The organism is Butyricimonas sp. RTP31003st1_G1_RTP31003_210430 (assembly GCF_040920905.1).
Lineage (GTDB): Bacteria > Bacteroidota > Bacteroidia > Bacteroidales > Marinifilaceae > Butyricimonas > Butyricimonas paravirosa.
In genome coordinates, this window is sequence record NZ_JBCOSQ010000004.1 from 1 (window position 1) to 13,804 (window position 13,804).

Below are 13,804 nucleotides of genomic sequence, written 5' to 3' on the forward strand. Positions count from 1 at the left end.
ATGCACAACATGGCGTCGTCTTTTTCAATTCCGGTTGATTCACTTCGTTCTGTGACCTTCACTGAAAAGTATGGAACGACACCTTCCATCATGGATTATGCCCGGTATAATTACGTGGCCCAACCCGAAGACAGAGGGGTACGTTTAACCCCGCCGGAGTTGGGGGTATATGATTATTATGCCATAAAAGTCAATTATCAACCGATATCGGAGGCAACTACAGCGGAAGAAGAGAATCAGGTGGTACAAGGGTGGATTGCCGAAAAAGCGAGTGACCCGATGTACCGTTATGGAAAGCAACAAATCCGAGGTGTCTATGATCCCAGTGCTTTGACGGAGGATCTAGGTGATGATGCAGTGAAGGCTGGTAATTACGGGATGGATAATTTGAAATATATCTTGAAACATCTGAACGAGTGGATGCAATCACAGGACAAAGATTATTCTTACCGTATGCATATCTATAACGAGTTGGTTTACCAGTGCCGGGGATATTTGTACAATGCCTACGTGAATATTGGGGGAGTCTATTTAACAGAACGTTTCATGGGTGATCCGAAGCCGAGTTTTCAGGTTGTACCGAAAGAGGTGCAGAAACGTAATACCCTTTTCTTGTTGAGGCATCTGAAAAATTTGGAGTGGTTGGATGATTTTGTTCATACTGGGAATTTACATGTGGGCGCTCCTAAATCACAGGAGGTGATTAGTTTCTTTGCCGGAGCATTATTGAATACCAAGCGAGTGTCCCTTTGTGCTTACTGGGAACCGAATACCTATACCCCGAAAGAATTTTTGGATGATGTTTATGCCGAGGTGTGGGAATCAACATTGAAAGGAAGAAAACCGAGGCTTTCCGAACGGTATTTACAGCAAGCCATGTTAAGCGGGTTATTCGCCCGGTTGATGCCTGCCTATAAAATAGATCCGGAACAACAGTCTCAGGGACCGATGTTTATCGGGCGGCGAGAGTGTATGTTAGGAGAGACCGGGATTAATCATGAAGAAGTTGCCGGTTTTGGTCTCCATTACGGTGTGTATAACGTGGCTCATGATTATTCCATGCATCTCTATTACCCGTTATTGCAAAGGATTGAAAAACTGTTGAGGCAAAAAGTCGGGACTGTCGACAGGGAAACGAATCTTCATTATTCCTATTTGCTTGAAATGATTGAAGATTTCAGAAATGCCCGGTGATGAAATTTTAATGAACGATATAAATTATAAATAGAAGATATGAATAAAGGTTTTATATTATCAATACTCCTGTTGGCGTTCTTTATTCAGGTAGATCCGGCAAGTGTGGTTGCGGGAAACCGGAAAAAGAAGGCAGCGAAAGAAACCGTGCAGAAGGAGCCGGAAACGAAATACGAAAAGTTATTTAAAGGGAAGACCGTGAAAACGGCAAAAGGCTTGATTACATTGCATCAAGTCGGGAAAAAATTGTATTTTGAATATCCTTTGTCCCTGTTGGGACGGGAATTCCTGTTGGGGACCACCTTTGTCGAGACCAGTGATAACGGTAATGGGGCTGTCGGGCAAATGATCAACGATCCTTTGCACATTGCTTTCACGTTGAGAGATTCAACCTTACAAATGCATGAGGTAACCCGTAAATGGGGAACAAATCCGATGCTCACCGATTCTTCGGAAGAGGGAGTACAAAAAGCGGTTCACGTGAGCACTCTGCCACCGATTCGTTATGCTTTTAAAGTGGAAACTTATAATCCGGATAGCACGGCCGTGGTGGTGGATATGACGGACTTTTTCTTGAAACAGAACAATGACTTGACTCCTTTTGCCGATGAGGGGAAGCGCGTGGCAGAATTAGGCGATGCTCAAAGGGATGTCAAGTTAAAGGAAGAACTGACACGTTTGGATGATATTAAGGCATTCGAGGATAATATTTCAATTATTTCAACCGAGACCTACACGCAGGATTTGTTGGTAAACGGTCAATATCTGGTTGTACAGGATGAACCTGTGACGGTAAAATTGAACCGGACGTTGTTGATCTTACCGGGAGAAGATCAGTTAATGAGACCACGTTTAGGTGATCCTCGTGTGAATGTTGTGACAGTAGAACGAGAAAACATGACCACTAAGGTGGATGGTTCTAAGGTTACCCATTACATGACTCGTTGGAATATACAACCGAAAGATGTTGAGAAATATAAAAATGGCGAACCTGTAGAGCCAGTGAATCCAATCGTGTTTTACGTGGATAACAATTTTCCGGAGGGATGGAGTGATTATATTAAAGCTGGCGTAGAAGAATGGAATAAGGCTTTCGAGGCGATTGGTTTTAAAAACGTACTTCAAGTGAAAACTTTTCCGGTTAACGATTCAACGTTTGACCCGGATAACATGAAATTTTTGTGCATCCGTTACGCTCCGATTGGGGTCGGAAATTTTAAAACTGGCCCTCATTGGATAGATCCTCGTTCCGGACAAGTGATAAACGCCTCTATCGAGATATTCCATGATATGTTGAGACGTATAAACTTGAAACGTTTTGTTCAAACGGCATCCTGTGATGAGGCGGTACGTACGATGAAACTGCCGTTGGAAAAATATGGGGAAGGTTTAAAGGGAATGATTGTACATGAGGTAGGGCATATTCTTGGATTCGGTCATAATCTACCGGCATCTCATGCTTACCCGACAGATTCATTGCGTTCAGCAACTTTCACGCAGAAATATGGAATCACGCCTTCTATCATGGATAATATGGGGTATAATTACGTGGCTCAGCCGGGAGATAAAGATGTCGTGTTAATTCCGGAAAGATTAGGGGTTGCGGATTATCATACCGTGAAGGTAGCCTATCAGCCTATATTTGATGTAAAGACGCTTGAAGATGAACAGAAAGTGGTAGAAAAATGGATTTCAGAAAAGGTGGGCGATCCGATGTATCGTTTTGACCCGGAACCGTATACCCTGACCATGTTTGATCCAACATCTTTGCCGGAAGATCTAGGGGATGATGCGATTAAAGCAAGTACTTACGGGATTAAGAACCTGCAATATCTAATGGAAAACATGAACGAGTGGTTGGATAAGGAAGATATTGACTACACGTATCGTAATATGATTTACCGTTACGTGGGATATTACTACAAACGTTATATCTTCAACGTGTTCATGAACTTGGGTGGTTTCTATTTGAACCAGCATTACGTGGGAGATCCAGTTGCTACTTTTGTTGCCGTCCCGAAGGATATACAGAAGAATTCGTTGAAATTCGTGGTTGAGCAATTAAAGAATATAGATTGGATAGATCGGCCGGAAGTGGTGGAAAATTTAGAATTCGATGGTTCCAAGGCCCGCCAGATTTTAAAAGACTTCTTGTCAAAAGCTGATGAAGAGACCGATTTGTTTAGTACTCGTCGCATTTCTTTAGTTGCTTACCGGGATAAGGGTAATTATAGTCCGGAAGAGTATCTGGAGGATTTGTATAAACTGATTTGGGAACCGACAATCAAAGGACGTAATTTAACAGAGGCAGAACGGGTATTACAAATTGCATTCCTGACAAACGTGCGTAATACTGTTGACATTAATGGAAACCGGGAAAACGCTTCTCGTTATTACGCTAAATCACAATCTATGCTACAAGAGTCTGCCGAGCTGGTGCGTAATCGACAGGGTAACCGTATACTGGAAGTTTCTGGTTTCGGTAGCCGTTGGTTGGTCGAAAATTTGGCTGTTGATAACCCGAATCATTTGTGGTATAATCTTTATTTGAAGGTGATAGAACAAGTGAAAAAACGCCAAGGTTCCGGTAATGCGGATACAAAGGCCCATTACGATTATTTAATGTTTTTGATCAATCGCTCGTTAAGAAGTTGATTGTATCTGTTGATTTGTGGTTGACTAGGTCATTTCGGGTGGTTCCGAAATGTTTTAAGAGGGTGCTTCGGCATCCTCTTTTTTTGTGATGTTGTGTAAACTAGGGAAGAGCTAGGGTAATATAGTCCTTTTGCTAGGGTTAAACTATCTCTGGGGCGTTTCAAGAGTCTTTTAAAAGCGTTGCCCCGGCATTGGGGGATGAGGCAGAAACGGGATGGAATGGTGGGAGTAACGTTTGAGAGAGAGTATAAGCTTGGGATAAGGGTGGGTTTACCTTGTTAAAAGGCAACGTGTGTGTTGAAATTAAATTTACTTGTTTTGTGGAAGTTTCTTGTCATAAAATGTGCCTATTAAAATTTGGGTTGATACAGCAAATTTTATATATCCGACTTTTATCTATTTGAAAGATTGTATATTATGTTTCGTGTCTGATGAAAAATATTGATGAGAATTCAATGAAAACATACTTAAAAAACGATCGTTTATTGCGTTGCAAATATAAGCTATTTTTGGCTATCTAAAAATTTTTTGCGAAAAATTTCTATCCAAGTAATCAATGGGTTGCATTTTCATCTCAATGTAAAATTTTTGATTAAAATTAATATTAATAAACGATCGTTTTTTATAATATTATAATGGTTATAATGCAAATGTCAATGATGAAAATATCGCTTATTATATCCACGTATAATCGACCCAGTGCGTTGAAATTGTGCTTGGAAAGCGTTAAGCGGCAAAATCGGTTACCTGATGAAGTTATTATTGGGGATGATGGTTCCGGGGATGAAACCGCAGCTTTAATTCGTGAATTTCAAAAAGATTTTCCTGTACCGTTATTACATGTGTGGCAGGAAGATAAAGGATTTCGTGTCGGGAAAATACGGAATAAATGTATTGCAAAAGCCAAGTACGATTATATCGTACAAGTGGATGGCGACATGGTTTTGCATTCAAGTTTTATAACGGATCATCTTTCGTGTGCTCGTAGGGGATATTATATAAAAGGGGGCCGGGTGAATATAACTAGAATGGAGACAGAACGATTATGTAATCGTGAATATACCCCGTTAGGATTTTTTACATGGGGCTTGACGAGAAGGGAAAATGCGATTCACTGTCTATTTTTGGCCAAGTGCTTGGCTCCGTATCGTAAAACTCGTCCGGGATTAGGATGTAATACTTCTTTTTGGCGGAAAGATGCTTTGCGAATCAATGGCTATGATGAATATTACGTTGGATGGGGTGGGGAAGATTATGATTTCAGCGTGCGTTTGTTGAACGTGGGTTGTAAAAAAATAGCATTAAAATTTGCCGCCATTGGGTTTCATTTGTGGCATGAAGATAAATACATGGAGAATCGGAAAAAGAATTTTGATTATTACAATGAGAAGGTCGAGCAAAAAGCGATATGGTGCGAAAATGGGATCGATCAATATTTAAAAGATAATAACGAAATGTGATGAAAAGCATTTTTTATTACATGGAGTGTTATATCCGTCTTTTGAAATACAGACGACGTTTCTATAAAAAACAAAAGGCGTTAGGGTTTATTCCGGATATAAGGTCAACCGACGAGACATTGGATAAAATATTACGGGAGCATTGTTCTGTCAGTCGATTTGGGGATGGAGAGTTCAATCTTTTACGTCAGAAAGGGAATGGATTTTGCGCTTTTAATCAATCCTTGGCCGAAAGATTACAAGAAGTGCTAACGGCACCCCTTCCCTGTCATATTGTTTGTTTACCTTATGCGCTTGTTTCACGAGAAAACTTGAACTTGCGTACGAAAGTTTTCTGGTTATCTTATTTTATAAAAGCGTACGATGTTTTCATTCGCTATCTGAAATCGGGATACGTGTATTACGATGCCTCGTTTACTCGATTTTATTTTGCGTACAAGGATAAACGTGTATGTGAGGGGTATTTGGAAAAGATACGACAAATATGGTTTGATCAGGATATTCTCTTGATAGAGGGTGAATATAGTCGTTTGGGAGTAAATAATGATCTTTTTATTCACGCTCGTTCATTGAAACGGATTTTATGTCCTGCGAAAGATGCTTTTGAGAGATATGTTGATATAATGTGTGCCGCTCGAAAATATGGAAGTAATAAATTGATTCTTGTTGCTTTGGGGCAAACGGCAACCGTGTTGAGCTATGATTTGGCTAAATTAGGTTATTGGGCGATTGATATAGGGCATGTTGATATTGAATACGAGTGGTTTTTACGGGGTGCGAAAGATAAACTTCCGGTAGCCGGGAAGTATGTTAATGAGGCAAAAGGTGATGTTTTTCGTGAAAAGAAAATCCAGGATGAAAATTACGAGAAAACGATTGTAGAACGCATTTCCGGTTTATCATGTTAAAAATGTTCGTGCGGGAGAAAACGTGGAGATTATTATTCCTGCTTGTCGGTTTTTTGTCGGGAGGCCTTGGAATATTATACGGGATGACTTTTCATTATATTCTTTTGAGCATGGTGTTGTTTTACGCCATCTTGGATTGGGATTCATGTGTGGAGCGGTTACGTGCAGGACGAAAATATATATTGGTGTTCATCGGTTATTTCCTGTATTTAGTTCTACAAACGTTTTTCTTATTTGGGGATTCCGGTATAGAAGGAAATGCGCATTATGGCATATTCGAGACGACACTGCTTAATTTTATTTTGGTACCCGTGTATGTTGCCATGTTAAAAGGATGGTTGACGGTTCCTTTACTGAAACGTTTCCTGTTTTTATTTTGTGCGGGATGCGTGTTATTGAATGGGTATATCGTGTTCGATTTATTGGCAGGAGAAGCATTCTCGAATGCTCAGGAGGCTTTAGGGCGTTTATACATAAATCGTTTTGGCGAGAATAAAACCTCTCTTTTGGGAGGAAATTTATTGCTGGAGCCACAAGTTTTTTACATCGTTTTGGCGGCGCTGGTTTCGTACGGGTTGATTTTTTGGAGTGGTCGGAAGCGTGTGAAGTTGGCGTGTGGCATCATGTTTCTGTTGTTACTATTATTCTTGTCATTCACCGTGTCGAAAGCCGGTATTTTGGCCTTTTCTCTCGGTTTTATAGTAATGAATATATGTTTTATGAAACAAAACGCATGGAAGTTTTGTTGGGTATTTTCTGTTTGTGTATTGTGCATAGGTTTTATGTTGTTTGCATCAGATAGTTTTGAACAGAAATATAAAGAGAGGGTGGACGAAGTTTTAACCGAAGTTATGAATGTCAGGCAAGGCATTTATGACGGGAGTACGATTGCGCCTAGAATTGGGTTTATTCGGGAAGCTTATAGGCATGCTAACGAATTTGCAGTTTGTGGGTTAGGAGTTTATGCTAAGGAGCGGGTGAAGATCTGGTTGCGGGATTCGGATGCGGGGCTTGGAGAATTTAGGAACGTGCATAATACATTTTTACATTATTGGATACAGGGTGGCATTTTAGGGATCAGTTTGGTCGTGTTTCTTTGGGGTGTACCGCTCTACTGCATGGTGAAAAATCGGAAATATTCTTATCTGATAATTTCCCTTGTGGTCGTTGTTGTCATCACGAATAGCACCTGTATTTTATTGGATTTGAATAATTCGAGATTGATAATTGTGTTATTGTCTTCCATGTTTTATTTTCATGGGGATGTTTTTTATGAATTAGAAAAAAGTTGATTGTGTCCCAAATAGATTTTTCCCGTATTTGATAATCAAGTGAATATCAAATCATGTATATTTGTGCCATAATTGAAGATTATGGATCAAATGGTAAGGTTTCAGAAGTATTTTTTTCTTGCGACAGGTTTCTTGTTGGGAAGTTTAATCCCCTTGTTTGGCAATGCGTTTAATTTTATACTCATTGTTTTCATGTTTGTGCAGATTGGCATGAATCGAAAGGAAGTATTGGCAAACTTGCGGCAAGAGCGAAAATATTTGTGGGCGATGATTATTTTCTTGGGTTATTTTTCCTTGCACACGATGATTGTGTTGTTGAAAGGGAATCCTGTTGCGGAACCAAGTTACGGTACATTCGAAATCTTGATCTTGAATTTTATACTTGTTCCCGTGTATGTTACAACTTTCAGGAGCTGGCTAACACCTGAATTATTACGACGATTTCTAACTTATTTTTGTATAGGATGTTTCTGCATAAATGTTTATATCTTTTTTGCTTTAACCGGGACAAAATTATTTTCAGATCCGGTAGGGACGTTAAATTTGATATACAATACGCGATTTGGAGAAAATCGATTCGTGTTAGGGGATAAGTTCTGGTTAGAGATTCAGGCACTAATGCTCGCCGTGTCGGCACTTATATCTTATTTCTTGATCATCAAGGAAAGACAAAATGGAAAGAAAATCATGTTCATATTTTTGTTTTTGGCCTTGCTTGTTTTTCTTTCATTTACCGTTACCAAATCTGCTATTATAGGATTTTTGGCTGGATTTTTTGTGCTTAATATTTACTTGTTTAAAAGGTCCTGGGTAAAAGTACGTTATAAACTAGCAACGGTTATATTGATCGTTTTATGTGGCTTTGTCTTGTTGGATAACGTCGCCATGTATGAAGCAAGGATGCAAGAGGTCAGGGAGGAAATCGAGAATGTTAGGAGGGGGGAGTTCTCGGGGGGAACTATCGTTCCCCGGGTTGCATTTATTCGGGAGAGTTTTAAGCATTTTGATGAATTTGGTCTGTGGGGATTGGGGGTTTCTACGAAACATCGTATAAAAGCATGGTTCGATGCCTCTGACATGAATATTGCTCGCTATAAAAATGTCGGTAATATTTTTCTACAGTATTGGGTTACAGGTGGAATACCGGGCTTGGCTTTTGTACTTTTTTTATTTGTCGCACCGGTTTACAGGATGATCCGGAAGAAAAAGATTTCTTATTTGATTATAGGCATATTGCTCCCATTTTTTGCGGTGAGTAATACATGCGTTACCCTCTCTTGGGCCAATTCCAGGTTGTTCATGTTACTCTTTCTGGCTATGTTTTGCTTTTACGGTGATCTTTTCGCCCGACTTGAAGAGTTTTCGGAGGATGAACCTGCTTTTGACAAGAGTTCAATATAACTCACCGTGTTTTTATTGAATTTGCATTAGGTCGTTTATTCGTTACCTTAAAATACCCCTAATCTCGTGTTTCTACATTTACAGGTTTAGAAATTTTCAATAAAAAATAGGTTTGAATTAATGTGAAATATTGTTATTGAGATGTTATGATGTTGGCATCATATGGTGAGCCGCTCCCATTCCGCTCCCATTCCTCCTCTATTCCGCCCCTATTATAATAATGAAATATTAAATTAAAATAGTAGTTGTTAATGTAGGGGATAAGTCTATTATAACAATTTAGATATAGGATAATAATTCCATCAGATGGAAATTTTATCAAAATGCTCACTTTACTGGGACAAATCATCGCATACTCAAATCACTCGCTAGCGAGGTTGAGTCTTCGGGATAAAAATGTGAGATCGAAGGGACAGAAGGGGAACTTCCCTCCAAACGGGATTATAACGTGGGTTTAATACCCTAAAATGGGGCGAAGGAAAAACAATTACTTGTGTCGAACTTGTATTATTTAATAAGTTTACCCTTGCGACTAAGTTTAATAGTGAATCCGAAATTATCTTTAAACAGATCTCCTAAATCGCCGTAGATACCTGTTTCCACGGCAAACGGTAAGTTTTTGAATGGCAATGTTACTTCCAATGCTCCGGAGAATTGATTCTTTTTCATGGGACTTCCGTAAATACCGTAGTTCCTGGAATAGGAAAGCATGAGTTTATAAGGAGTGGTTTGCCACGCCATACCTTTCATCCCGATGTGGTGGGCTATAACCCGGTTGTTAATGATTCGGGTGATACCTCCGGAAAGACCGGGCGTCATGAACGGGCTACCGATAACTCTCTCGTATAAAGTCCATCCACTTCTGTATTCGCCATTGTTGAAATAGTTGTCGCATCCGCCAAGTATTTTTCGGCCATAGAAGTGACTGTTCGGGTCTTGTTTCTCCATTTCTTCCGGGGTGGCGGGACGGTCATGCCGGGAGCCGGATTGGTATTTCGTGTAATAGAATTCATAAATAACGTCCGTGATCCATTGATCCTTTTTCTTGGAACCATAATAAAAACAATAAGTTCCATCCGGGAAAGAGCGAAAATCCGTACCCGAACCATCTTCAAAAGGGATGTCGTGGTAGAAAGATAAAATATAGTTGTCTGCCAAATAATTAATGGTCAAATGTTCCCTTCCCAGGTGATTTCCTAACGCATTGATCGAATCGCTTACACTGGCCCCGGTTCCTCCTTCTTTGGCACAAATGATTCGGATATAATCCTTGAATGATGAAGGTTGTTTGCCTCTATCGGGAGAGGTTCCTGCCCATTGAGCCCAATGTTCAAGGCCGACAATGATTTCCCAGCGTTGATGAGGCTTTATTTTTAAGAAAGCTGATTTGTTGTGTAAACGGGTGTCTTCCACGTAACGATCGTCAATCATCATGTAGTCTGCCCAGTTGAATTTAATAGATAAAACTCCTTTGGTACAGGGAACTTTCATGTATTCACTATTCAAATTATATCCCGGGAAAGTTCGGGAGTTTCCGGAACGGATGAAATTTCCGTTCGTAGAGGAAATACCGTTATATTCTTCCTTGGGATGAATCATTCCGAGGTCTAGGCGAAGATTCCGCCAGCGTGCGCTCGCGTAAAGCTGGTCTAAAATAACGTTGTTGTCCGGACGGGATAAAAATCCCGCGGCAGATACTCCATAAGCGAATTGAATTTTATGGCGATCCGTGAAATCCGAGAAAAGACCTACTTCCAGTAAGGCCCCGTTTCCGTTGGGAATTAAACCATGTTTGTTGTTTATTGCCCAAAAGGGTAATGTATTCTGGTATGCCACGAATCCTGTAAGTGAAGTTTTGTAGTCAACACTTCGTTCTTGTCCCTGCGAGTAAAAAAATAGTAGGGACATCAAGATGGATAATGCTGTTTTTTTCATTTCGCTGTTTTACGCACGTCGTTATTTTTGCTGGGACAAAAGTAACTTTTCTATGATAGAAATATCTTCTTTGTAAGTTAATTTAATATTAAATGGTAAACCTTTGGTTATTTTAATGTGAATCTCCGGCATATATCGTTTAACAACCCCACAATCGTCCGTGCTGAAAAATTCGGGGTCCGTCAGCGCCTTGTTATAGGCTGCTGTTAAGATGTCAGAATGAAATCCCTGAGGGGTCTGAACCTGAAAGAGTGTGGAGCGATCCGGGATGTTGTTCACGAATTGGCGAGAGGTATCGCTTTGTAATATCGTGTCGGTTGAAGGTATTGCCGTGGTGCAGGCTTTGTGGTTTTCGAGTGTTTCAATGACACTATCTATGATTTGCGACGTGACTAGCAGGCGAACGGCATCATGGATGATTAAATTACATTTCTCTTCTTTATACACGTTTAAGGCGGCGAGAGTAGAGTGATAGCGTTCTTTGCCCCCCGGGACAATATGTTTCACTTTTTGAAATCCTTCAAGGCGAACAATTTCTTCCGTTTCCTTGATGTAATCTCTGTGTACGACAATGATAATTTCATCAATGCGTTCATGTTTTTCGAATATGTGAAGCGTGTGTGCCAATACAGTTTTCCCGGCAATTACGATGAATTGTTTGGGTAACTCGCTTCCTAGCCTTCGTCCGGAACCTCCGGCTAGAATTACTCCGATATTTTTCATTCTCTTGATCCTGTTTTTAACCTTTTATTTTTGAGGAATTTCAGATGTTAACACGAATTCCAATTCTCCGCCGTTCATGATCTCGTCATGAGTAATCCAAGTACGATTGAGTTCGTCTCCATTTAGCAAGACTTCCTTCACATAGATATACTGATCATTTTCCCGGTTTGCTTTAATGACAAATTTACGGTCTTGTCCCAGCTTGATGGTTACTTTCTTAAACATGGGTGTTCCCAGTTGATATTTACCGTCACTAGGGTTCACGGGATAGAAACCCATGGCAGAGAAAACATACCATGCAGACATTTGCCCGCAATCTTCATTGCCACAAAGTCCGTCGGGACGATCCGTGTAGAGTTCCCGTCTGATTTTATCCACGTAATATTGTGTTTTGTTGGGCGTATCCGTGTAATTGAACAGGTAAGCCACGTGGTGAGAGGGTTCGTTCCCTTGGGCGTACTGCCCGATCAACCCGCTAATGTCGGGAGAAACATTGTCCCCCTCGATGGTTGAGGGTAGGGTGAACAAACTGTCCAGTTTGTTGGCGAAAGCGGCTTTTCCCCCGTGTAACGCTATAAGTCCCTCCACGTCATGTGGTACAAACCATGAATATTGCCACGCGTTTCCTTCGGTGTAATCATCATCCCTGTGGATTGAGGCGAAGGGGGAAAAAGGCGTTTTCCACTTCCCGTCGGAAAGCTTTGCCCGCATGAACCCGGTAGAGGAATCGAACACGTTTTTATAGTTCTTAGAGGCTTCCATGAAATAGAGGTAGTCATCTTCTTTATTCAAAGCTTTGGCCATTTGAGCCATACACCAGTCATCGTAGGCATATTCGAGGGTTTTGGAAACAGATTCTTTTTCGAGGTCACAGGGAATATAGTTATAAGTTCTGAATAGTCCCAGTCCATTTCCTTGGGATAGAGACGTTTCTTTCATGGCCTCGTAGGCTTTTTCAACATCGAAATCCCGAATACCTTTCAAGTAAGCTTCCGTGATAATGGGGATGGCGTGATTCCCGATCATGCAATGACTCTCGTTGCCCATCAGTTCCCAGTTCGGGAGCAAGCCGTGAGCCTCGTAATGGCGAATGAATGATTTTATCATGTCATTTACCCTGTTCTTCTGGGTGATCGTGAATAGGGGATGAGCGGCACGGAAGGTGTCCCACAATGAAAATACGGTGTATTGATTTGCTTTACCCACGCTATGAATTTCTCCATCCGGTCCTTTGTAATTCCCGTGTGCGTCAGAGAAAAGATAGGGAGCCAGGTAGGCATGGTACAATGCCGTGTAAAAAACTCTCATTTCTTCTTTGCTGGCACCTTCCGCTTTAATCTTGGATAATGTTCGTTTCCATCGTTGTTTCGCCTCCCGTTTCACTTTGTCAAAACTCCAATGAGAAAGTTCTTTGTCTAGGTTTGCGGCGGCTCCCTCGCAGTTTGCGGAGGAAAGGCTTACTTTCACGAGGACCTTGTTGGTGGTTGTTCCGAAATCAATGAACGCGTATCCTTGATTGGAAACAAGTTTCTGCCCGTTCTTTAATAATTTCAGCGTGTCATTTCCAGCCCAGACATCAACATCTTGAGAGAATTCCATGAAAAAGTAAACGTTATGTTCTTTTGCCCATCCGGTTGATTTCCGGTATCCTTGTATGGTCCGGTTATTGATTTTCTTGATCGAGGTCATCACGGTCCGGTCCCAGTTACGTGCGGTTGTCAGGTCGAGAGTTAATCCGTAAACCGAGTTGGTCGGGTATTGATAGGAGTGCATCCCGCAACGAGAGGTTACCGTTAACTCGGTCTTAATCCCGTTGTCGAAAGTCACGCTATAATATCCCGGTTCAGCCGTTTCGTTGGTATGAGAGAATTTGGCGTATCCTTTCGTGATGAAATCGATCGCTTTTTCTCCCGCTTGAGGGCGGGTCGTGACAGGCAACAGACGAATGTCCTGTAAGTCCCCAATACCTGTTCCGCTCAAGTGCGAATGGGAAAACGAGGATATAATACTATCGCTGTAATGATAACCGGAACACCACTCCCAACCACTTCTTGGATTATCCGGACTAAGTTGGATACCACCAAACGGGACGGTCGCCCCGGGGAAACAATGTCCCTGACCGGCAGTGCCGATGAATGGATCAACAAAATCCGTTACTCGAGTTTCTTTTTCTCTTTGGCAAGATGTCAAAAGGCCGATAAAACAAAGCAGGAGTAGAAGGAGTCGTGTTCTCATG

Annotated in this window: 9 protein-coding genes; 6 read left to right on the top strand and 3 right to left on the bottom strand. The window is 41.1% G+C overall.

What is annotated here, in order from left to right; genetic code table 11:
* The 6 genes from AB5542_RS01960 to AB5542_RS01985 all read left to right on the top strand — a co-directional run.
* On the top strand, nt 1-1,194 hold a 1,194-nt coding region (locus AB5542_RS01960), incomplete at its 5' end, for a zinc-dependent metalloprotease (protein ID WP_368242970.1).
* Between the two features lie 39 nt (nt 1,195-1,233).
* Entirely contained in the window at nt 1,234-3,849 is a 2,616-nt protein-coding gene (locus AB5542_RS01965) for a zinc-dependent metalloprotease (RefSeq protein ID WP_279040780.1), read from the top strand.
* 656 nt (nt 3,850-4,505) lie between these two features.
* Nucleotides 4,506-5,309: a glycosyltransferase family 2 protein gene (locus tag AB5542_RS01970; RefSeq protein WP_118304482.1), complete on the top strand. Its 804-nt coding sequence runs from the start codon at nt 4,506-4,508 to the stop codon at nt 5,307-5,309.
* The gene (locus tag AB5542_RS01975) at nt 5,309-6,217 is read left to right on the top strand and encodes an SP_1767 family glycosyltransferase (RefSeq protein WP_087421046.1); all 909 of its coding nucleotides are present in this window, start codon (nt 5,309-5,311) and stop codon (nt 6,215-6,217) included. Before AB5542_RS01970 ends, AB5542_RS01975 begins: the two co-directional genes overlap by 1 nt.
* Complete coding sequence (locus tag AB5542_RS01980) at nt 6,211-7,509, top strand: O-antigen ligase family protein (RefSeq protein ID WP_279039896.1); 1,299 nt, start codon at nt 6,211-6,213, stop codon at nt 7,507-7,509. The genes AB5542_RS01975 and AB5542_RS01980 overlap by 7 nt, the downstream gene beginning before the upstream one ends.
* A gap of 81 nt (nt 7,510-7,590) precedes the next feature.
* Complete coding sequence (locus AB5542_RS01985) at nt 7,591-8,910, top strand: O-antigen ligase family protein (protein WP_229128358.1); 1,320 nt, start codon at nt 7,591-7,593, stop codon at nt 8,908-8,910.
* Between the two features lie 507 nt (nt 8,911-9,417).
* Here AB5542_RS01985 and AB5542_RS01990 read toward each other — a convergent pair.
* The 3 genes from AB5542_RS01990 to AB5542_RS02000 are packed head-to-tail and all read right to left on the bottom strand — an operon-like array spanning nt 9,418 to nt 13,803.
* Nucleotides 9,418-10,845 carry a capsule assembly Wzi family protein gene (locus tag AB5542_RS01990; protein WP_229128357.1) on the bottom strand — a complete coding sequence of 476 codons (1,428 nt, stop codon included), beginning with the start codon at nt 10,843-10,845 and terminating at the stop codon, nt 9,418-9,420.
* A gap of 21 nt (nt 10,846-10,866) precedes the next feature.
* Entirely contained in the window at nt 10,867-11,568 is a 702-nt protein-coding gene (gene ispD, locus AB5542_RS01995) for a 2-C-methyl-D-erythritol 4-phosphate cytidylyltransferase (RefSeq protein ID WP_087421049.1), read from the bottom strand.
* Between the two features lie 24 nt (nt 11,569-11,592).
* Nucleotides 11,593-13,803 carry a GH92 family glycosyl hydrolase gene (locus AB5542_RS02000; protein WP_279039893.1) on the bottom strand — a complete coding sequence of 737 codons (2,211 nt, stop codon included), beginning with the start codon at nt 13,801-13,803 and terminating at the stop codon, nt 11,593-11,595.
* Nucleotide 13,804 lies beyond the last annotated feature (1 nt).